This window comes from Corynebacterium mendelii (assembly GCF_017307055.1).
Taxonomy (GTDB): domain Bacteria; phylum Actinomycetota; class Actinomycetes; order Mycobacteriales; family Mycobacteriaceae; genus Corynebacterium; species Corynebacterium mendelii.
The window spans coordinates 77502-97729 of sequence record NZ_JAFLEQ010000014.1 but is presented as its reverse complement, the minus strand read 5'-3'; the positions used below and the strand labels follow the sequence as shown (position 1 = coordinate 97729).

General features: G+C 63.6%; 19 protein-coding genes. 8 read left to right on the top strand and 11 right to left on the bottom strand.

The genetic code is table 11. The annotated features are described in order from the left end of the window. Positions 1-115 precede the first annotated feature (115 nt). Positions 116-1810 carry an alpha-keto acid decarboxylase family protein gene (locus JZY06_RS07800; RefSeq protein ID WP_330617195.1) on the top strand — a complete coding sequence of 565 codons (1695 nt, stop codon included), beginning with the start codon at positions 116-118 and terminating at the stop codon, positions 1808-1810. A 158-nt stretch (positions 1811-1968) separates the two neighbouring features. Here JZY06_RS07800 and JZY06_RS07795 read toward each other — a convergent pair whose 3' ends face one another. The 5 genes from JZY06_RS07795 to JZY06_RS07775 form a co-directional block, all read right to left on the bottom strand. Beyond that, complete coding sequence (locus JZY06_RS07795; RefSeq protein WP_207278995.1) at positions 1969-3033, bottom strand: hypothetical protein; 1065 nt, start codon at positions 3031-3033, stop codon at positions 1969-1971. Positions 3034-3128: 95 nt separating this feature from the next. Continuing rightward, positions 3129-3500 carry a PadR family transcriptional regulator gene (locus tag JZY06_RS07790; protein ID WP_207278994.1) on the bottom strand — a complete coding sequence of 124 codons (372 nt, stop codon included), beginning with the start codon at positions 3498-3500 and terminating at the stop codon, positions 3129-3131. A gap of 215 nt (positions 3501-3715) precedes the next feature. Beyond that, the gene (locus tag JZY06_RS07785; RefSeq protein ID WP_207278993.1) at positions 3716-4126 is read right to left on the bottom strand and encodes a DUF3151 domain-containing protein; all 411 of its coding nucleotides are present in this window, start codon (positions 4124-4126) and stop codon (positions 3716-3718) included. 60 nt (positions 4127-4186) lie between these two features. Further along, the gene (locus JZY06_RS07780) at positions 4187-4882 is read right to left on the bottom strand and encodes a hypothetical protein (protein WP_207278992.1); all 696 of its coding nucleotides are present in this window, start codon (positions 4880-4882) and stop codon (positions 4187-4189) included. Between the two features lie 81 nt (positions 4883-4963). Continuing rightward, positions 4964-5554, bottom strand: a complete 591-nt coding sequence (locus JZY06_RS07775; protein ID WP_207278991.1) for a Maf family protein — start codon at positions 5552-5554, stop codon at positions 4964-4966. 322 nt (positions 5555-5876) lie between these two features. On the opposite strand from JZY06_RS07775, the gene JZY06_RS07770 reads away from it, so the two are divergent. Both JZY06_RS07770 and JZY06_RS07765 read left to right on the top strand, forming a co-directional pair. Continuing rightward, on the top strand, positions 5877-6755 hold the full coding sequence (locus JZY06_RS07770) for an ABC transporter ATP-binding protein (protein WP_242516829.1): 879 nt from the start codon (positions 5877-5879) through the stop codon (positions 6753-6755). Positions 6756-6762: 7 nt separating this feature from the next. Continuing rightward, entirely contained in the window at positions 6763-8364 is a 1602-nt protein-coding gene (locus tag JZY06_RS07765) for a hypothetical protein (RefSeq protein WP_207278990.1), read from the top strand. Positions 8365-8519: 155 nt separating this feature from the next. On the opposite strand, the gene JZY06_RS07760 is transcribed toward JZY06_RS07765, so the two are convergent. Together JZY06_RS07760 and JZY06_RS07755 are read right to left on the bottom strand one after the other, a co-directional pair. Then, entirely contained in the window at positions 8520-8789 is a 270-nt protein-coding gene (locus tag JZY06_RS07760; RefSeq protein WP_207278989.1) for an acyl-CoA carboxylase subunit epsilon, read from the bottom strand. 137 nt (positions 8790-8926) lie between these two features. Beyond that, positions 8927-10555, bottom strand: a complete 1629-nt coding sequence (locus JZY06_RS07755; protein WP_207278988.1) for an acyl-CoA carboxylase subunit beta — start codon at positions 10553-10555, stop codon at positions 8927-8929. Between the two features lie 372 nt (positions 10556-10927). On the opposite strand from JZY06_RS07755, the gene JZY06_RS07750 reads away from it, so the two are divergent. Both JZY06_RS07750 and JZY06_RS07745 read left to right on the top strand, forming a co-directional pair. Next, on the top strand, positions 10928-11953 hold the full coding sequence (locus JZY06_RS07750; RefSeq protein WP_207278987.1) for a biotin--[acetyl-CoA-carboxylase] ligase: 1026 nt from the start codon (positions 10928-10930) through the stop codon (positions 11951-11953). Beyond that, the gene (locus tag JZY06_RS07745; RefSeq protein ID WP_207278986.1) at positions 11950-12573 is read left to right on the top strand and encodes a hypothetical protein; all 624 of its coding nucleotides are present in this window, start codon (positions 11950-11952) and stop codon (positions 12571-12573) included. Before JZY06_RS07750 ends, JZY06_RS07745 begins: the two co-directional genes overlap by 4 nt. A gap of 183 nt (positions 12574-12756) precedes the next feature. Here the strand turns inward: JZY06_RS07745 and JZY06_RS07740 are convergent, their stop codons facing one another. After that, a complete protein-coding gene (locus JZY06_RS07740; protein WP_207278985.1) occupies positions 12757-14391 on the bottom strand; it encodes an acyl-CoA carboxylase subunit beta in 1635 nt (544 codons plus the stop codon). Between the two features lie 417 nt (positions 14392-14808). Between JZY06_RS07740 and JZY06_RS07735 the strand changes: the two genes are divergently transcribed. From JZY06_RS07735 to JZY06_RS07725, 3 genes are all read left to right on the top strand, one after another. Further along, a complete protein-coding gene (locus JZY06_RS07735) occupies positions 14809-16053 on the top strand; it encodes a 5-(carboxyamino)imidazole ribonucleotide synthase (RefSeq protein WP_207278984.1) in 1245 nt (414 codons plus the stop codon). A gap of 75 nt (positions 16054-16128) precedes the next feature. After that, positions 16129-16641 carry a 5-(carboxyamino)imidazole ribonucleotide mutase gene (purE, locus tag JZY06_RS07730; protein WP_207278983.1) on the top strand — a complete coding sequence of 171 codons (513 nt, stop codon included), beginning with the start codon at positions 16129-16131 and terminating at the stop codon, positions 16639-16641. A gap of 47 nt (positions 16642-16688) precedes the next feature. Next, positions 16689-17159, top strand: coding sequence for a YdcF family protein (locus tag JZY06_RS07725; protein ID WP_207278982.1), 471 nt, complete (start codon positions 16689-16691; stop codon positions 17157-17159). Between the two features lie 34 nt (positions 17160-17193). Here the strand turns inward: JZY06_RS07725 and JZY06_RS12495 are convergent, their stop codons facing one another. The 3 genes from JZY06_RS12495 to JZY06_RS12455 form a co-directional block, all read right to left on the bottom strand. Continuing rightward, positions 17194-18426 (bottom strand): ABC transporter ATP-binding protein, encoded by a 1233-nt coding sequence (locus JZY06_RS12495; protein ID WP_207278981.1) that lies wholly within the window; start codon positions 18424-18426, stop codon positions 17194-17196. 324 nt (positions 18427-18750) lie between these two features. Continuing rightward, positions 18751-19737, bottom strand: a complete 987-nt coding sequence (locus tag JZY06_RS07715; protein ID WP_330617191.1) for an extracellular solute-binding protein — start codon at positions 19735-19737, stop codon at positions 18751-18753. Beyond that, positions 19688-20104 (bottom strand): extracellular solute-binding protein, encoded by a 417-nt coding sequence (locus JZY06_RS12455; RefSeq protein WP_255568493.1) that lies wholly within the window; start codon positions 20102-20104, stop codon positions 19688-19690. The genes JZY06_RS07715 and JZY06_RS12455 overlap by 50 nt, the downstream gene beginning before the upstream one ends. Between the last annotated feature and the right edge of the window lie 124 nt (positions 20105-20228).

Below are 20228 nucleotides of genomic sequence, written 5' to 3'. Positions count from 1 at the left end.
CCCTGGTCATCTTTCCCGCCCGGGACCCTGTACTGTCCGTCTGCCCATAAGATGGGGCACATGCCGGCCGTCGGTCGGCCTGATGGAAAACAAATCAATGCCAAGGAGCGTGACCGTGTCCGGGACCTATACCGTCGCCGACTATCTGTTCGACCGCATCGCCGAGTTGGGGGTGCGCCATATTTTCGGCGTTCCCGGGGACTTCAACCTCGGGTTTTTGGACACGGTTTTGGCCCACGACCAGTTGGAATGGGTGGGCAACAACAATGAGCTCAACGGCGGCTACGCCGCCGACGGCTATGCCCGGCTGAAAGGCTTCGGCGCCATGGTCACCACCTTCGGCGTCGGTGAACTCTCGGCGATCAACGCCTCCGGTGGCTCGTACGCCGAATATGCGCCGGTACTGCATATTGTGGGCGCCCCGTCGACCGCCACCCGGAAAAAGGGCGGCAAAGTCCACCACACCCTGGGCGACGGGGACTTCACCCACTTTTTCGACATGGCCCGCCATGTCAGCTGTGCCCAGGCCTGGCTGGACGACACCTCGGCCCCGGCCGATATCGACCGGGTGATCCGCACCATGCTCGCCGAACACCGCCCCGGCTATATTGTGCTGCCGCAGGATATCGCCGATGTGCCGGTCTACCGGCCCGACGAACCGATCAACCAGGATGAGGTGCGGCGCCACACCACTTCCTCCGGGGCGTTGAAAGCCTTTGCCGAAGCCGCCGCCGAATTTTTGGACGGCCGCCAGGCCACCGTGCTCACCGACATGCTGGTGCTGCGGGTCGGTGCCCGTGACCAGCTGATCAACCTGCTTGACCACTGTGACCTGCCGTACTGCACCCTGACCTGGGGTAAGTCGATTGTCTACGAAAACTCCGAGCGTTTCGCCGGCATCTACACCGGGGTGGCATCCCCGCCGGCGACCAAAGACGCGGTGGAAAACGCCGAGCGCCTTATTGCCGCCGGTGTGGAATTCACCGATTCCACCTCAGCCGGGTTTTCCATGCGGATCAACCCGGAGAACATGCTGCGCATCGACCCCGGCAAAGTCACCGTCGGCGGCCGCGGGTTCGCCCCGATCGCCATGGCTGATGCCCTGGACACGCTGACAACGATCATCACCACCGACGCCACCGTCAGCCCGCATCCGCTGAAAAAAGAAACCGTCAGCCCCACCACTGAGGTTGATCCGGATACCCCGCTGACGCAGAACGAGTTGTGGACCATCATCGCCGACTGGATGCCGGGTGACACCCTGTGCCTGGCCGACCAGGGAACCAGCTTTTTCGGCATGGCCCAAAAACCGGTGCCCGACACGACGTTGTTCATGGGGCAGCCGCTGTGGGGTTCGATCGGCTACACCATTCCCGCCGCCCTGGGCGCGGCCATCGGTGACGACCGCAACAGGCGGCCGATCGTGCTCATCGGTGACGGTTCCGCGCAGCTGACCGTCCAAGAGATCGCCACCCATCTGCGGCAGAAAACCTGCCCGGTGATTGTGCTGGTCAACAATGACGGCTACACCATCGAGCGCACCATCCACGGACCCGACCAGGCCTACAACGATATTGCCCCCTACAACTGGCAGTACATTCCGAAAGCCTTCGGCGCCACCGACGACACGGCCCTGGTGCTGGATGCCCGCACCCCCAACCAACTGCGGGAGGCGTTGGCGCAGGCCGAACAGGCCACCGACAAACTGGTGTTTGTCGAAGTCCACACCGACGCCGACGACACCCCCGATTTCCTGGCGACCGTCTTCGACGCGATCAAAGCCTCCGGAAGCCAACCCGCCGGGGAATAGGGCTTTGTCCCTGCCGGGGGTCCACCGCACAAGCCCGTGGCGCGCCAGTGGCATCCCGGCCGCAGATGGTTGTTGACCAAGGGCCGGGATGTGATTGTTCCCGTTGCGGGCGGGGGTGTTCCGCGGGATGCCACCCATCCCTGTGCGGGGACGGCCGGTCACACAGTCGTGGTGGGGTCCTCGGAGTGCACCCGTTTGCGGATCACACGGATCTGGTTGATGGCAAGACCCAGTGTGACGATGGTCAGCACTGCGGAAACAACGCCGAAGACAAGGTGCGCCGGGTCATTGTTCTGCAAAAAACTTGCAGTCCAGGAACCGGCGATCACGGTGAAAAGGACATACCAGGCCAACTGCCACTTGTCGTCGGTGACGCTGCGTTTGTGCCCGCCCGCCAGGCTGTGCGCCATGACGGCGGGATCACCGTATTCCTCCTTCGGGTTGGTTGCGGCTTCGGTGACATGGTCGACCAGCTGCCCGATGGTGGCGTTGGCCTGGCTGCGGGAATATCCGTAGCGGGCGATCAGCAGCCCCCTCAGCCGCCCGAACCATGCGGCCGGATCCTCCGGAATGTCATCGGTGGTGCCGTCGGCGGCGGTGTCTCCCCACAGGTTGTTGGCCTCCGCATCCACCATCCACAGCCCCAGGGCACCGAAGGCCACGCCGAGGACGAGAATCATGCCGCAGGTGATCACACCGAGGGGGGCCGGTGTGGTGGAGGTGGTCAACCAGCCGGTGGCCGCACATCCGCCGATCATCGCCGCCACCAGGGCCACCCCGCGGGTGATCCGGCCGGTTTTCACCGCCTCTACCGCGTAAAACAGCAGCAGAACAAGCACCGCCACCCCGGCGGAGAGGATCAACCCCCGGCTGGTCAGCAGTATGGACCAGCCGTGGGAGAGCCACACATACAGCCCGGCGATGACTGTCAGCACCGACAACTGGAGCAGCCAGGCAGACAGCACCCCCTTGGCCGAAACAGTGGAGCCGCCGGCGGCTGATTCTGGATCCGCGAGGAAGCGTTCGGCGGCCTGCTCCGGGGAATCCCAGTCGGGGCCGAAAGGATCCACGCCCGCGGCTAGGAGCTGTTTTTCCAGTTCATTGCGTTTTTGTCTGACCGCGCTATCAGGGGCATCGCCATCGATGATCACCCGGTAGACAAAAGTGGTCAGCCACCGGTCGATGGCCTGGCGGTGGGCGCCGTCGGTTGTCTGGCTTGTCACGGTAGAAAAAACTCCTTGCGCTGGTGGGGGAAACAACGACAGTTCGGCTGGGCGAGCCGGATGGCATGCGGGTGCTGGCACCGGGGGTGTCTGTTCTAGCTGTAGCTGTCGACAATCGCGGCGAAAGCGGCGAACAGTTCCCGGTGGGCGACAAGCATGCGCCGGCCCTGATCGGTGATCGAATAGACCTTGCGGCCCGGCCCGGAAGACTGCTCTTCCCACCGGGTGTCGGCAAGACCGGCCTGTTCCAGCTTGTTCAGCGCCGGGTACAGGGCCGCGCCCTTCAACCGCGGCATGCCTTTGTCGGCCAGTCTTCCCGCCAGGGCGTAACCGTGGCCGTCGCCGACGGCCAGTTCCGCCAACAGCAGATGCGGCAGCTGGGCGCGTTGCAATGCCGCGAAATCCTTCGACAAGTCCGTCCCGGCGATCATCCAGTCGGCTTGTTTGAGTGTGATGGGGTCTGCCATCGCGGCTCCGGCCTTTCTGTGGGGAACATTCGCACCTACAGTAAAATGCAGTATAGGTAGAAAAGCAACCTATGTCGATGAGGGGATTTCCGCGGGCCTCTTCTTTTGGGGAAACCGCATGTCAACGCAACAAAAGGCCCCGCACTGCGGGGCCTTGTTGTCGGTTGTGAACACCAGTGCCCGATATTCGGGCGGTGGATGGTGGGGAGAATGGGTTAGCCGAAAAACATTTTCTCGCAGGCCGGATCGCATTCGGCGACCAGTGTCCGGCAGCGGTCGTATTCGTCGGTTTCGCCGATTGTCTCCGCGGCTTTCGCCAGCGCGGCAATCGCCCGGATCACCCCGCGGTTGGCTTCATGTGACCACGGCACCGGCCCGAAGCCTTTCCAGCCGTTGCGGCGCAGGGTATCCAGCCCCCGGTGGTAGCCGGTGCGGGCCAGCGCGTAGGCGGTGACTTTGTCGTGGTCTGATTCCGCCGTGGCAAGGGCCTGTTCCGCCAAAACGGCCCACACCACGGGACTTGCCGGGTGGGCGATGGCATCGGCGGGGGTTGCCCCGTCGGCTGTCACCGGGTCATCCGGCAGCAACACAGGGGGCGGGGCCAGAAGATTTCGTTGCTCGCTCATATTCCCCACCCTAGTGGTGTGCGGCAGGTGGGGTGGCCCACCGTACCGGGAGGGCGTGTGTCAGCGGGCGTTGCGTTGGGCGCGCTCGGCTTCGATGCGGGCGTGGCGTTCATCGGCCTGCAGCTGCAGCAGATTGTCGGCCAGCCAGATTCCGGTGATCGCCCGGGTGTCCGGGTGGTACCGGATGATCCAGGCGGTGCCGTGCGCCTGGGAGGAGACGAAGCCGCAGAAGTTTTCCTTCGTCGACGACCAGTAGCAGTGGACCGGCTGCCCGTACAGGGAGAAGGCCCGTGAAATATCGTCGCCGAGGACCAGCTTGTCCGGGGTGCGGGGGGTGGCGATGCGCACCAGTTTCTGGCCCTCGAAATAGTAGCGGGCGCTTTTGTAGTCGTAGCGTGTCACCGAGCGGCCGTCGTCGAGGTATTCCGGCCAGCCGACCGGCGGGAAAAGTGTGGTGGCGCCGCGCACGGAGGCCATATCCAAATCCAGCGACACACTGTTGATGTAGACGGTGCCGTCGCCGGTGGCCACAACCATCGGGTAGGTGGTGTCGGCGGTGGGGAAAGGCGGCACGGCGGTCGCGATGGTCGACCCGCCCCCGAACAGTCCCGGCGGAATCACCGACGGGATCTGGTTGATCAGTGTGACCAGCACAGTGAAAAACGTCATCAGGCCGGTGATGATCTGTACGAAGTGCTGCTGCTGGGGCATAGTAACCACCAGATTATCAGCATGGCCGGCCGCGGTAGACGACATTTGGCGCACCGATTGCCCCAATCTGCGGTGCCGGTGGGTGTGTTTCCCGCGGCGGTAGCCACCCGGGACGATGGCCTACGGCTAGAAAAAGTCGCAGACATCCAGCCCCATGGAATACAGCGCTTTGCGCACCAGGGGCAGCGACAGTCCGATCACCCCCGAGGGATCGCCCTCGATGGAATCGATGAACCAGCCGCCGATGGCTTCCAGGGTGAACGCCCCGGCACACCACAGCGGCTCTTTCGAACGGGCGTAGGCGGCAATATCCGCGTCGGAGACATTCCCGAAGCGGATGGTGGTTGACGATGTCCGGGTGACCGTCTGCCCCTGCGGGCCGATGATGCAGTGGCCGGTGTGCAGCACGGCTGTGGTGCCCCGCTGGTTTTTCCACCGCTCAATGGTGGTCTCGACGGTTTTCGGCTTGCCCTGCAGCACCCCGTTGATCAGCAGCATGGAATCCCCGCCGATGATCACATCACCCGGGTGGCGTCCGGCCACCGCCCGTGCCTTGTTTTCCGCCAGCACCGCCACCTGCTGTTCGGGTGGAAGATGGCTGCAGGTTGAAAAAACAGCATCTTCGTCGATGTCCGCCGGATCAATGACCGGCTGCACCCCGGCATCGCACAGCAGTTTTTTCCGCGACGGGGAACTGGAAGCCAAAACAATGCGCATGGTCGACAAGTCTATAAGCAGTCCCACAGCCGGGGATGCCGGCTGTGGGAGTGCCGCCGCCGGGGCGGGAAACGCACATATGCGGCCATTGTCAAAGTGTCGCTGGTGTGGCTATCCTAAAAGAGCACGAAATATGCCGCCACCTGCACTACAGTGCCTCTTTTCCGGCAGATTGTCCGGTTCCGTCTGCGGCAGAGCCGCACACCACCGTCGCGCCGATGATCCCGCACCCGCCGGGAAGGGGATATCGGGGGGCAGCTGGCCCGGGTGAGTCGGCGTGCGTGTATCCGGCGGTGAAAAAACGATAAGAGGTCCAATCGCCATGACAGCAATCGAAGTGTCGCAGCTGGTGAAAACTTTCGGCACTGTCCGTGCCCTGGACAATTTGACGATGAGCGTCACCAGGGGGCAGGTGCACGGATTCCTGGGTCCCAACGGGGCCGGGAAGTCGACCACCATCAGGGTGCTGTTGGGACTGTTGCACCCCGACCGGGGCACAGTGCGGGTACTGGGGTGTGACCCGCGGCAGCATCCGGAAGTGCTCGCCCGGGTCGGTTACGTTCCCGGCGAGGTGGCCCTGTGGCCGAAACTGACCGGCCGGGAAACCCTCACCGCCCTGGCCCGCCTGCGGGGAACACCCGTCGATACCGCCCGCCAGCGGGAACTGATTGAGCTGTTCGATCTGGATGTCGACCGGCCCTGCCGCACCTATTCCACCGGCAACAAACGCAAAGTGCTGCTGGTTGCCGCGTTGTCGGCCGGTGCCGAACTGCTGATCCTGGATGAACCGACCGCCGGTTTGGACCCGCTGATGGAAAAGGTGTTCACCGACCAGGTGCGCCGCGAAGCCGCCAACGGCACCACGGTGCTGCTTTCCAGCCACATCATGAACGAGGTGGAGTCGGTCTGTGACACGGTGACCATCATCAAACAGGGAAGTGTGGTTGAACAGGGCAGCGTCGAGCAGCTCAAACACCTGTCCTCCCGGACCATTTCCGCCCGCTTCGACGGCGGGGTGCCCGCGGCGGTGGCTGAGTTGCCGGGATGCGTGATCCGGGGGTCAACCGCCACTGTCACCGCTGCCGGAACCAGGGCCGAGGATATTGTGCGTCTGGTGCTTGACCACCACGGACAGCAGGTGACCTGCACCACCGCCAGCCTGGAGGATATTTTCCTCAGCCACTACGAAAAAGGGGAGTGACAACCCCATGTTGCGCGAAGTGGCGGCTGTTGCCCGCCTGAATCTGAGGCTGAAAGCCAAGTGGATTGCCGGGTGGTGGATCGGGGTGACTGTCTTCGCCTACCTGACGCCCGGCGCCTACCTGGAGCATTACCCGACCCTGGAATCACGGGCCGGATTTCTGCAATCCATGCAAACGGCCACCGGGGCCGTGGCCATGTACGGCCGCATTGACGACCCGGGCACCATCGGCCAATTGTCCGCCTGGGAGGCAGCCGCCTGGATTATTGTGCTGCTGTCGATCATGTCGATTCTGACGGTGACATCACTGACCCGGTTGGCCGAAGACGATCACACGGCGGAAATCGTGCGCGCCACCGGCACCGGGCCGGGGGTGATGCTCACCGCGGCGTGGGTGGTCACCGTCATCATCGGGCTGGTGATGGGGGCGGGAATTACCGGGGCGATGCTGCTGGCCGCCAGAAGCATCGGGGAGCTGACCACCGCCGGTGCCCTCGCCTACGGGCTGGCGGTGTGCCTGGCGGTGATCGGGGCGGCGATTGTGGCGGTCGCGGTCAGTTTCCTGGTCACTGACGCCGGCAGCCTCCGCCGCTGGGCGATGCTGTCACTGGCGGTGACGTTCATGCTTAGGGCGGTCGCCGATGTGCGTGATATCGGTGTGCTGCGCTGGTTCAGCCCGCAGGGATGGTTGGCGGTCATTGACCCCTACGGCAGCAACAATATGGCGGCAGGTGCGGTGTGTGCTGCGGTGTGTGTGGCCGCCATGGCCGGGTGCGTGGTGGTGGACACACAGCGCGAATACGGCCGGGGTCTTCTTCCCGACCGGCCCGCGGCGGCCTCCTCCCGCCGGAACCTTGATTCTTTGGGCGGGCTGCGCCGGGTGCTGGACCGCCCGACTGCGGTGGGCTGGGGGATCGGCCTGGTGATTCTGGCCGCGTTTTTCGGCTCCCTGACCGGCACCATCGACGACATGCTGGCCCGCGGCGACAACACCGCGGAGATCCTCGGTGAGGCACTGGCGGGGCAGGATGTGGAAGCCGGATACGCCGGGTTCTGTGCCGTATTCGCGGGCATTTTCATTGCTGCCGCGGGAGTGCAGATTGTTCTGCGGCAGTGCCGGGAGGAAACAGCCCGGCTGATCGATCTGGTGCGGGCAAGTGGCATCGCCCGGTGGCGGCCGCTGGCGGCGACAACGGTGAGCGCGCTGCGGGCGGTGGTCCTGCTCACCCTGGTCAGCGGAATCGTTTTTGCCGCCGCCGCCTACTCACCGGCCCACAACACCCGGGGCGTGCTCGAAGCCTGCCTGTATGCTTTTTCCACCCAGCTCGCCCCGGTGATGCTGTTGACCGGGGTGGCGGTATTTCTGGTGGGGTTCAACCCCCGGCTGGCTGTGGTGTCGTGGATACCGGTGGGCTATGCCGCGGTTGTGGCGATGATGGGAAAAATGTTTGATCTGCCCGACTGGATGATGAAACTGTCGGCGTTCAACCACCTGATTCTTCCCGACACCATCGACGACCAGTGGGGTTGGAATGCGGGCATGTGCCTGATCGGCTGCGCCCTGGCGTCTGCGGGCATCGCTTGGTCAGCCCGCCGGGAAGTGCACTGATCCACCCGGCCTGCCGGCCCGGCGCACGGGTGGTGGCCGAAAAAAACGACACCACCGTGCACCAGATGGCAACTGTGGTGCACGGTGGATGCGGGCGATGGACTCCCCGCCCGCCCGGGTCCTGCCCGGTGGAAGCCGTTTTTTTACGAAAAAGCCTAGTAGAACTCGACGTTGCGGAAAGAACCCGGGGCAAACGACAGCACCCGGCGGGCCAGGCGCTCCCGGTGGCTGCCCCACATATTGCGGTCGCGTTGTTCTTTCTCCGCGGCCGCGGCCGCAGCGGACGCCATACCCGCAAACAGGACGGTCAGTGCCGCGACCTGGGTGTCATCCGGGTTGCCGGAGATAATTTTCAAAAACGGCTCTTTCGGTTTGTCCGTTTCCTGGTTCCCGGTATCCGCCGGTGCGGTGGTGGTCTCTGACATGAAATGCCGGTCACTTTCTTCTTCTCTGGCCCGGTGGATCAAATGTTCATGGGGCCGGTTCCGCGGGCGGGGACTGCCGGTGGGGTCTTCCACCGCGGTTCCCGCCCGCGGACGACGATATACAGGGCTGGGGTTGTCTACAGCGGAATGTTGCCGTGTTTTTTGGCCGGAACATTAACGACCTTGCGGTCGAGCAGACGCAGTGCCTCAATGATCTGGCCGCGGGTCTCCGAGGGAGGGATGACCGCATCAACGTAGCCGCGTTCGGCAGCCATGTACGGGTTGACCAGGGTCTCTTCGTACTCGTCCTGGTATTTTTTGAGCACTTCCTGCGGGTCTTTGCCTGCCTTGGCGGCTTCCTTGATCTGCTTGCGGTAGATGAAGCCGACGGCGCCGGCCGCACCCATGACGGCGATCTGGGCGGTCGGCCAGGCCAGGCACACATCCGCGCCCATGTCCTTCGACCCCATGACACAGTAGGCGCCACCGTAGGACTTGCGGGTGATCACCGTGATCTTCGGCACCGTGGCCTCGGAGTAGGCGAACAGCAGCTTCGCACCGCGGCGGATGATGCCGTCGTATTCCTGGGAGGTGCCGGGAAGGAAGCCGGGCACATCCACCAGTTCGATGATCGGGATATTGAAGCAGTCGCAGGTGCGCACGAAGCGGGCGGCTTTCTCCGAGGCTTTGATGTCCAGACAGCCGGCGAACTGCATCGGCTGGTTGCAGACGAAACCGACCGAGCGGCCCTCGACACGGCCGAAACCGATGATGATGTTTTCGGCGTAGCCTTCCTGGATTTCGAAAAACTCCCCGTCATCGACCAGGCGGGTGATGACTTCCTTCATGTCGTAGGGCAGGTTCGGCGAATCCGGGATGATGGTGTCGAGTTCCAGATCGGATTCGGTGATGTTGTCGGCGATGGAGCCTTCCATGATCTCGGCATCCATCCGCGGGGCCTCGGCCCGGTTGTTCTGCGGCAGGTAGGTGACCAGTTCACGCACCCAATCCAGGGCGTCAGCGTCATCGCTGGCGGTGTAGTGGGAGGTACCCGACAGGGACATGTGGGTGTCGGCACCACCCAGCTCCTCCTGGGTGACGGCCTCACCAGTGACGGTTTTGATCACATCGGGGCCGGTAATGAACATCTTCGAGGTCTTGTCGACCATGATGATGAAGTCGGTCAGGGCGGGCGAGTAGACATGGCCGCCGGCACACGCGCCCATGATCATCGAAATCTGCGGGATCACACCGGAAGCCAGGGTGTTGCGGTAGAAAATCTGGGAATACAACCCCAGGGAGACCACACCTTCCTGGATGCGGGCACCGGCACCTTCGTTGATGCCGATCAGCGGAACACCGGTTTTGATCGCCAGATCCATGATCTTGACGATCTTTTCGCCGTAGACCTCACCCAGCGCGCCGCCGAAGACGGCACCATCCTGGGAGAAGCAGCACACTTTGCGGCCGTCGATGGTGCCGTAGCCGGTGACCACACCATCGGTGACCGGGCGCTTGGCGTCCAGCCCGAAGTTTTTCGAACGGTGCCTGGCAAGAGCATCGATTTCGACGAAAGAGCCTTCGTCAAAAAGGTATTCGATACGCTCCCGGGCGGTTTTCTTGCCGGCGTCGTGAACCTTTTGCACCGATGCCTCGCCCATCGGGTGCAGGGTCTCTGTCAGCCTGTTGCGGAGGTCGGCGAGCTTGCCGGCCGTGGTTGTCAGATCGGGGGCCTGGGTGGCCGAGTCATTTACAGCAGTCGTCATAGTTACCAAGTCTAGGGTGTATCGGGCCTTATGTGCATGAACTTCCAAGGATTTCGGGGGTTGGAGCACTCCCAACCCGGGGGTGGGGGAGGGGGTTCGGGGGTAATAGGTGGCCTTGGGGGTACATCTTTGTACCCGTTCAAATCCCCGTGATGCGGGTGAGACACCGTCTGCCGGGGTGGCTTCGCCCGCGGTGCGGCCGACAGCGCCGGTCCAGGGCGGCCGGATCCCGTGGCCGTGGTGGATTTCACCCCCGTGATCCGCGGGGGCGGGATGCCGGTGGGGTGTGCACCACGGGTGCCGCGGGCCCAGGGGAGAAAAGGTATGTGAGGCGATGAGAGGATACAGGCGCAGACGGTTATTGTGGTGGCCATGACCGAACGTGAACCGCTCAGAAGCGGTGACCTTGTCGACCGGGTGGTCAACCACGGGCCGTACCGGGCTGTGGTCCACACCCCGGCCACCGGTTCCACCAATACTGACCTGGTGGCCGCCGCCCAGGCCGGGGCACCCGCCTGGACAGCCCATGTCACCGACCACCAGACCGCGGGCCGGGGCCGGCACGGCCGCCCCTGGCAGGCGCCCGAGTATTCACAGGTCACCCTTTCGGTACTCGTCAAACCCGGGGCCGCCGCCCTGGGCCGGTTGGGGACCCTCCCGCTGGCGGCGGGCCTGGCAGTTGTTGATGCGGTCCGGGACACTGTGGCCGCCCTTGCTGCCGGGGACCCCTCGATCGGGTACGCACGGACAATGACCGAGGATGAACGCCAGCGCTACAACGACCAGTTGGCCACTGCGCGGGCACATGCCCGGCGGCGGCCGGTACCGGGCGATGACTGCCGGGTGACCGGACCGGAGCAGGGAGTCTATGCCGCTGACGGCCTGGCGGCCGATGCCGGGCGCTACGGGATACTCGGCCGGTTGGTGCCGCGGCTGAAATGGCCCAATGATGCGCTGGTGGGCGGACGCAAAATATCCGGGATTCTGGCCGAAGCCGCCAATCTCACCGATGACCCGGCAGTGGTGGTGGGCCTGGGGCTGAATGTGTCGCTGCGCCCGGATGAACTGCCGGTGGCGCATGCCACCTCCCTGGATATCGCCGCCGCCGAACAGGGACTGGCCCTCGAGGTCGACCGCACCGCGGTGTGCGCGCAGGTGCTGCTCAGCCTGCACCGCCGGTTGAGTCAATGGGCCTGCGGCGATCCGGCACTGCTGGGCGACTACACCCGGCAGTCGGGAACCATCGGGGAAAAAGTCACCGTCTATCTGCCCGGTGATGACACCCTCACCGGAACCGCGACCGCAGTACTGCCCGACGGACGTCTGGTGGTCACAGACGACAACGGCCGCCCCGTGGAGGTGACTGCAGGTGATGTGGCTCACCTGCGGCAGGCATGAGCGCGTTCAAACGCCGCGGGACCGCCGGCCCTGAAACCGCCGGATATCCGGCACAGCCCCACCCCGACACACCGTGGCCGCCACCGGTGGACAACCCCCGGGGTTATCCACCGCAGCAGGGCTATACCCCGCCCGCCCCGGTGGTTGACGACGACGAGTTTGTGGTGGTTGATGTGTGCGCCCCGTTGCGCACCACCGTCTATCCGCTGCTGAAACTGATAGCGGTCACCGGCCTGAGCTGGATCGCCGTCGGGGTGATCGACCGGACGGAACCAGTCATGGGCCTGGACCTGCCGCCGTGGAGCCACAATGCGGTGGTGCTCGCCTGGCTGGTGGTGTCGGTACTGGTGTTTGTGGTGCCGCTCGTCGCCGGCCGGCGCCGTCGGTTGACGGTGACCAACCACCGGATCACTGTCTCCGGGTACGGCCGGGCGGGCATTGACGGCGACTACCCGATCCATCTGGTCGGCGGGGCGAGCAGACAGAAAAACGATGTTCTGTTTTCGGTGGCCACCAGCCCCTACCCGGTGCGGGTACCGGGGGTGGCCCGGCCGAAAAAAACAGCCGGGGCCATCAACGCCATGATCGACCGCCACCGCCGGATGTTTTATTACTACTGAGTTCTTTTTCTCCCGTGCGCAGCACCTGCCAGGGGCGGTGCGGGGCAGAAAAAATGCTGCCGCACCCGGTGGTTTCACCCAGTTGTTGGGCCTGCCAGCGGGTGCCGCAGCGCATGTGGTGCTGTGGTGTGTTTTTCCCGCAACCGTTTTCGGGGACCACATTCCCGGCGGGCTGTGCTTTTCCTACAGCGGGATGTTGCCGTGTTTGCGCGCCGGGCGGGAGACATGCTTGTCGCGCAGCATTCTCAGCGAACGGGCGATGGTGCCGCGGGTTTCACAGGGCAGGATCACCGCGTCAATCAGGCCGCGCTCGGCAGCCAGATACGGGTTGAGCATGTGCTCTTCGTAGGCGCGTTCGTATTCGGCGAACAACGCCTGGGTATCGGCCCCGTTTTTTTCCGCCGCGGCCAGTTGCTTGCGGTGGATGAAACCGACCGCACCTTTGGCGCCCATGACCGCGATCTGGGCGGTCGGCCAGGCGAGATTCACATCCGCCCCCAGGCCCTTGGACCCCATCACGCAGTAGGCGCCGCCGTAGGATTTGCGCAAAATCACCGTGATCTTCGGTACTGTCGCTTCCCCGTAGGCGTAGAGCAGTTTCGCGCCGCGGCGCAAAATACCGCCGTATTCCTGGCCTGCACCGGGCAGGAAACCGGGCACATCAACCAGCATGATCACCGGAATGTTGTAGCAGTCCAGGGTGCGGATGAAGCGGGCGGCTTTCTCCGAGGAATCAATATCCAGACAACCGGCGTAGTGCATCGGCTGGTTGGCGACAAAACCGACCGACTGGCCTTCGATACGGCCGAAGGCGCACACCACATTCGGTGCCCGGTCTTCCTGGATTTCGAAAAAGTCACCTTCATCGGTCAAACACGAGATCACGTCGCGTACATCGTAGGGAACTGTCGCCGAATCCGGGATAATGCCGTCCAGTGCCAGATCATCGGCGGTCAGTTCCTCGTCGATGGAACCTGTCTGCGGCTCGAAATCCTCCACCGGGGCGGTCATGCGGTTGTTGCTGGGCAGATAACCCACCAGTTCCTGCACCCACTCCAGGGCGTCTTCCTCCGACGAGGCGGTGTAGTGGGTGTTGCCGGCGGTCGACATGTGGGTGGCCGCCCCGCCCAGTTCCTCCTGGGAGATCTCCTCACCGGTGACGGTTTTGATCACATCGGGTCCGGTGACAAACATCTTCGAAGTGCCCTCGACCATGACCGTAAAATCCGTCAGTGCCGGGGAATAGGCCGAGCCACCGGCGCACGCGCCCATAATCACCGAAATCTGCGGCACCACCCCGGAGGCGTTGATGTTGTGGCGGAATGTCTGCGCAATCAGATCGAGGGAGACCGCACCATCCTGGATGCGGGCACCGGCACCCTCGTACAGGCCGATCAGCGGCCGGTTGGTGGTGATGGCGAATTCCATCAGTTTGGTCATTTTCTCGCCGAACACCTCACCCAGCGCTCCGCCGAACACGGTGCCGTCCTGGGCGAAGACACACACTTCCCGCCCGTCGATGGTTCCCCAGCCGGTGATGATGCCGTCGGTGGCCGGTCGCCGGGCATCCATGCCGAAAGCAGTGGTGCGGTGGCGCACCAGCTGATCGGTCTCAATGAAAGAACCCTCGTCGAGCAGATAACTGATGCGTTCCCGGGCGGTCATCCGGCCCTGGGAATGAACCTTCTGGATGGGGCCGACGCCGACGGGCACACTGGCTTCGGCGCGGCGGGCTTTCAAATCGGCGATCTTTCCGGCGGTGGTGGAAATGCCGGGAAGAGCCGCAACATCGATCATGGTTTGTGTGGGAGGCGTCATGGCTCCGCACTGTAACCACTGGAAAATAGAATTACCAAGGAAAAATGGCTGTGATCTGAATCACAGAATGGAATTCATTTCTTTTACCGGTGACGATACATTGGGGTATGGCGAAAAAATACCCGAATGCATCGAAAAATCTCCCCCTTTTCCCGTCCCGACGGTTGTTTTTTGCGGCATCTGCACAGGTAGGGCGCATACAATAGTGTATTTAAAAAAGAAAACGTTATATCCGGTGCGGGCAATTGCCATTACGGTACGGCAAATACTAAAGGGGCTAAAAGAAACATTTCCGTATTCCTGCCCCACGGGGGCTGTGCCCCGGGGAGCAGCGGATGGCGGTCAGCTCGGCTGCCCCATCCGCCCGTAGGGCAGTGCCCGGCCGGCGGATCGGCTCTGCCCTATATAGTTGGGGGCGTGAATGAGCACGATGATCCGCACGCCCACAAGCATCCGGCCCATGTTGACGGTCTGTCGGTGGTCGCCGTCATCGGTGACGGCCAGCTGGCCCGGATGACCCAGACGGCAGCCATTGAACTGGGCCTGTCCCTGCGTCTTCTGGCCGGGACCGACAATTCATCGGCCGCCCAGGTCACCGCCGATGTGGTGGTGGGCGACTACACGAACCTGGACGATCTTCTGCGCGCCGTCGACGGGGCCACTGTGGTCACCTTCGACCATGAGCATGTCCCGCAGGAACACCTGGCCGTGCTGGCCAGCCGGGGGGTCAACCTGCAGCCGGGGCCGGGCGCGCTGAAATACGCCCAGAACAAGCTGGCCATGCGCACCATGCTGGCCGAGCATGGGCTGCCGGTTCCCGTGTTCGCCGAGATCACCGGTGCCCATGATGCCGGGGCTTTCTGGGATCTGGTGCAGTCGCGGGTGTGCGTGAAAGCGGCCAGCGGCGGCTACGACGGCAAGGGGGTGTGGTTTCCCGGCAGCAAGCAGGAGATGATCGAGCTGGTCGACAGACTCCTGTCCGATGGTGTCCAGGTGCTGGCGGAGGAAAAAATCACCCTCACCCGGGAATTGTCGGCCATGGTGGCCCGGCGGCCTTCCGGGGAGACGAAAGTGTGGCCGGTGGTTGAATCGGTGCAGGAGGACGGTATCTGCACCACAGCCATTGCCCCGGCCCCGGGGATCAGCGACACGTTGGCGCGCACCGCCCAGGATATTGCGGTCACCATCGCCGGGACCCTCGGCGTCACCGGTGTGATGGCGGTGGAACTGTTCGAGTTCACCGCCCCCGACGGCACCCAGCGGGTGAGCATCAATGAGCTGGCGATGCGTCCCCACAACACCGGGCACTGGACCCAGGACGGGTGTGTGACCAGCCAGTTCGAGCAGCACATCCGGGCTGTGGCCGATGCCCCGCTGGGGGATACCAGCCCCACCGCCGACTACACCTGCATGGTCAATGTGCTGGGAGCCGACACCGATCCCGAGATGGGGATCAAAGCCCGGGTCCGCGAGGTGTGGAAGCGCTTCCCGGAGGCGAAAATCCACCTCTACGGCAAAGACTGGCGGCCCGGCCGCAAGCTCGGGCACGTCACCATCGCCGCCAGTGACCGCAGCCCGAAAAAGCTTCTGGCCGATACCAGGTGTGCGGCCGGTTTCCTCATGCACGCCCGCTGGGAGGACGGATACACCACCACCGGCTGAAGCGGGCATGGTTTTTTACCTCTTGTCACCCTCACCTGCCCCACCCTCTTTTCGTGAAGGACGCTGAAGAAAGCAATGCCTGAAAAACCTGTTGTCGGAATCATCATGGGATCGGATTCGGACTGGCCGACCGTTGCCCCGGCCGCCGAGATTCTCGCCGAATTCCAGATCCCCTTCGAGGTGGGGGTGGTCAGCGCCCACCGCACCCCGGAGAAAATGCTCGCCTACGCCTCATCGGCCCACACCCGCGGGATCAAAGTGATCATGGCCTGCGCCGGGGGTGCCGCCCACCTGCCCGGTATGACTGCTGCAGCCACCCCGCTTCCGGTGATCGGTATTCCCCGTGCCCTGGGCAATCTGGACGGCATGGATTCGCTGCTGTCGATTGTGCAGATGCCGGCCGGGGTTCCGGTGGCCACCGTCAGCATCGACGGGGCGAAAAACGCGGGCCTTCTGGCAGTAAGGATTCTCGGGGCCTGTGACAGTGCGCTGCAGCAGAAAATGGTCGCCTACCAGCAGCAGATGGCCGACCAGGTGGAAGAAAAAGAACAGGCCCTGAAAAACCGTCTCATGGGCGGGCAGGACTAACGCAAGCGCCCGCACCCTGCTTATACCGGAAACACTGGGGGTAAACCATGGCCGGGACACACACTGTCGTGGTGCTGGGATGCCGTTTGACCAACGGGGTACCGGGCACAGCACTGTCCGCCCGGTTGACTGCGGCCCTGCCGTTGATTCACCCCGGGGTGACGGTGGTGGTCACCGGACGCAATGAGGCCCCGGCGATGGCGCAGTGGTTAACGCGTCACGGCGTGGATCCGGAAACAATCCTGGTGGAAAACCGGGCGGAATCCACCAACGAGAACCTCGAATACACCCGGGAACTGTTGGGCGGCTGCACCGGATGGACAGTGGTGACCAGTGACTTCCACAAACCACGGGTGGCGATGTGGGCCTGGCACCACGGCTACACGGTGACAGTGGTCAGCGCCCCCACCCCGCTTGCCCGGGCACCGTATCTGTGGACCCGGGAGATTGCGGCCCTGGGCCATTCCGCCGCCCGGGTGGTCTGGCGGCGGATGATCCGGAGGCTCACCGGCCGGTAGGCCGGTGCGGGTGTTGTCCGCGCAACCACAGATGTCACACCCGGCCGACGGCTGTGCCGGTGACAGGATCAAAGACATGGATTTCCCCGGCAATCGGTGCCACGCGGATGGTGGAATCAACACTGACGCGCCGGCCGCGTTCCAGCATGACGGCGATGCGCCGGGTGGACGGACCCCTGCCGGTCGATGACGGGGTTTCGGCGCTGGTGCGGCCGGTGGCGCGCAGCGTGGCGAAGCGGCTTTTTTTGCGCACCGGTTGCCCGGACTTTTTGGCCCGCGTCATCGATGATTGGTCACTGGTGTGGACATCCACGGGCACGGTGGTCTGCCCGTAGCAGTAGTTCTGGGATCCGAGCATCTCCACCAGCTGGCAGGAAAGCTCCACGGCCTGCTCATCAGCCCCGGCCATCCGCCACGACTCGGGGCGGATACCGATGCACACCGTATCCCCGGTGAGGACGCTGCGGACCTCCCGTGGAAGACCGATGGTGATTCCGGCCAGATGCGCCCGGCCGTCGGCGTCGACGGGGCAGTCGAACAAACCGATCGCCGGGGATCCGATGAAACCGGCGACAAATGTGTTGACCGGATTGGCGTAGAGGGTTTCCGGGGTGTCGATCTGCTGCAGCTGGCCGTCTTTGAGCACTGCCACCCGGTGCCCCATGGTCATTGCTTCCGTTTGGTCGTGGGTGACGTAGATGGTGGTTGTTTCCAGCCTGCGCTGCAGGGACGCCAGTTCCCCGCGCATGGTCACCCGCAGTTTCGCATCCAGATTCGACAGCGGCTCATCCATGCAGAACACCCTCGGTTTGCGGACAATCGCCCGGCCCATCGCCACCCGCTGGCGCTGCCCGCCGGAGAGTGCCGCGGGTTTGCGGTCGACCAGATCGGTCAGCTCCAGCATGTCGGCGACATCGGTGACCCGCCGCCGAATCTCGTCTTTGGGCAGTTTCTGGTTTTCCAACGCGAACGCCATGTTCTGGGCGACGGTCATATTCGGGTACAGGGCATAAGACTGGAAGACCATGGCCACATCCCGCTGGCGGGGACGCACCCCGGTGACATCTTTTTCCCCGATCAGCACTGTGCCGGAGGTGGTGGGTTCCAGCCCTGCCACCATGCGCAGCGATGTTGATTTCCCGCAGCCGGACGGGCCGACGAACACAACGCATTCCCCGTCGTCGATGGTGAGAGTCAAATCATTCACCGCCGGGATGGGCGAGTCGTCGAATTGGCGGGTTGCGTGGTCGAAAATAACGTTTGCCATGGGTGCGGGTGCCTACAACGCTTTCACATCGGTAACAGGTATCGGACAGGGGAAAACAACATGCAACCCGGCCGGGCAACACGCTGACCGGGCACAAAAGAAAAGAAGAGGGAAAAACCAGGTAGCAATCGTGGTGGTGTACGCCGGAGCAGCGGCAGGGGCCGGGCGGATATCCGCCCGGCACACACCACCTGCGCACACCAGCTGTGCCGCCTGCTTTTTCCCGGGTCCTGCCGGGGAGACAGGGGGCGGTTTTTCCCACCTGCCGAAAAACATGTGGCGGGTGGGGGGACAGACCGGGGTCCCAGCGTGCTGCCGCGGGGGCTATTTCAGCTTCGGTGTGATCTCGGAATCGATGAGCTTTTGCTGCTCGGCATCAATGCCGCCGAATACTTCCTCGACGGTGGCACCCTGGGCGATCTTGTCCAGACCGGCGCCGATGCGCATACCGCCGCCGGGCACGAACACGCGGCCGGCATCCTGTTTTTTGGTGTGCGGCAGCTGCTCGATGGCAGTGGAGTAGTTCGGATCCTCCTGCATGCGTTTTTGCACTTCGGGAAGCTCAATGGCGGAGGTACGCACCGGCATGTAGCCGGTGTTTTCCGAGAAGTAGTTGGTGTTGGCGGTGTTGGTGGCAAACGCCACGAACTTCGCGGCCGCCTCCTGGTTTTTCGACTTCGCCGGAACAGCCAGACCAGCACCACCGGTCGGGCAGCCTTCCACACCCTCCGGGGAGGGCAGGAAAGCGGTGCCGAAGTTGATTTTGTCGGCCTTGGTCAAACCTCCCAGCGAACCGGTGGATTCCAGGATCGCGGCAGTTTGTCCGGCCAGGAACGGGGCGGTGGCGTCTTTGGCGGCTTTGAAGTAGCCCTGCTCGAACTGGGATTTGAGGAACTGGCCGGCTTTGACCGAGTCGTCATCGCCCATGGCCATGGTCCACTCGTTGGAGTAGGCGCCACCCAGCGACCAGATCATGCCCTGGAAATACCAGTCCATGTAGTTGGTGCCGTCGGGGATGACCAGCGGGGACACACCCGCATCCAGGGTTTGTTTCAGCTTCGGGGCGAACTCGTCATTCCACTCGTCCCAGTCTTTCGGGCCGCGCTCGGGAAGACCGGCCTTGGCCCACATGTCCTTGTTGTAATAAAACAGCGGCGTGGAACGGGAATAGGGCACCGCATAGTGGTTGCCGTCCAGGGTGTATTCGTCGTAAAAGTTGGAGATGTAGTCGGCCGGATCACCGCCGACTTTTTCCAGCAGATCACCGATCGGGGCCAGCTGGTCGTTGAGCGCGAAGTTGAACCAGGTCACATCGGGAGGCGACGACCACATCCGGCACCTGCCCACCGGCCAGGGCGGCGTTGAACTTCTGCGCGACTTCTTCGTAGTTTTTGCCGCCGTCGACCAGTTTGACTGTGATATCGGGGTTTTCTTTCTCGAAATCGGAGATGATCTTCTTTTCCAGCTCCAGTGAGTTGCCGGGATGGTTCGACCAGAACTCGATGGTGGTTGTTGACGAGTCGGACTTCGCGGCGGAGTTGCCGGATGAGGACTGGGACGATGCCTGCGACTTATCGTCCGCGGTGGAGGCGACATCCGGGGTGGTGCCGGTTCCGGCGCAGCCGGCCAGGAGGGCGGCAGCGCCGACGAAGGTAACCAAAGCTGTGGTGTGTTTCATGGGGATTCCTTACAGTGCCTTTCGGCGGGAAAGCGAAAATGGGTGGACAAGCGGCACGGGAACGCGCAGCCGGAAGGCAATGCTCTCCGGCCGGTGCGACCCGGGGACAGGTCCCGGTGGCTGC

Excerpts from the sequence above, each read along its gene's own strand:
- JZY06_RS07790 (WP_207278994.1), bottom strand. The coding sequence starts at position 3,500 with ATGGCAGACCCCATCACACTCAAACAAGCCGACTGGATGATCGCCGGG.
- JZY06_RS07785 (WP_207278993.1), bottom strand. The coding sequence starts at position 4,126 with ATGAGCGAGCAACGAAATCTTCTGGCCCCGCCCCCTGTGTTGCTGCCG.
- JZY06_RS07780 (WP_207278992.1), bottom strand. The coding sequence starts at position 4,882 with ATGTCGTCTACCGCGGCCGGCCATGCTGATAATCTGGTGGTTACTATG.
- JZY06_RS07775 (WP_207278991.1), bottom strand. The coding sequence starts at position 5,554 with ATGCGCATTGTTTTGGCTTCCAGTTCCCCGTCGCGGAAAAAACTGCTG.
- JZY06_RS07770 (WP_242516829.1), top strand. The coding sequence starts at position 5,877 with ATGACAGCAATCGAAGTGTCGCAGCTGGTGAAAACTTTCGGCACTGTC.
- JZY06_RS07765 (WP_207278990.1), top strand. The coding sequence starts at position 6,763 with ATGTTGCGCGAAGTGGCGGCTGTTGCCCGCCTGAATCTGAGGCTGAAA.
- JZY06_RS07760 (WP_207278989.1), bottom strand. The coding sequence starts at position 8,789 with ATGTCAGAGACCACCACCGCACCGGCGGATACCGGGAACCAGGAAACG.
- JZY06_RS07755 (WP_207278988.1), bottom strand. The coding sequence starts at position 10,555 with ATGACGACTGCTGTAAATGACTCGGCCACCCAGGCCCCCGATCTGACA.
- JZY06_RS07750 (WP_207278987.1), top strand. The coding sequence starts at position 10,928 with ATGACCGAACGTGAACCGCTCAGAAGCGGTGACCTTGTCGACCGGGTG.
- JZY06_RS07745 (WP_207278986.1), top strand. The coding sequence starts at position 11,950 with ATGAGCGCGTTCAAACGCCGCGGGACCGCCGGCCCTGAAACCGCCGGA.
- JZY06_RS07740 (WP_207278985.1), bottom strand. The coding sequence starts at position 14,391 with ATGACGCCTCCCACACAAACCATGATCGATGTTGCGGCTCTTCCCGGC.
- purE (WP_207278983.1), top strand. The coding sequence starts at position 16,129 with ATGCCTGAAAAACCTGTTGTCGGAATCATCATGGGATCGGATTCGGAC.
- JZY06_RS07725 (WP_207278982.1), top strand. The coding sequence starts at position 16,689 with ATGGCCGGGACACACACTGTCGTGGTGCTGGGATGCCGTTTGACCAAC.
- JZY06_RS12495 (WP_207278981.1), bottom strand. The coding sequence starts at position 18,426 with ATGGCAAACGTTATTTTCGACCACGCAACCCGCCAATTCGACGACTCG.
- JZY06_RS12455 (WP_255568493.1), bottom strand. The coding sequence starts at position 20,104 with ATGAAACACACCACAGCTTTGGTTACCTTCGTCGGCGCTGCCGCCCTC.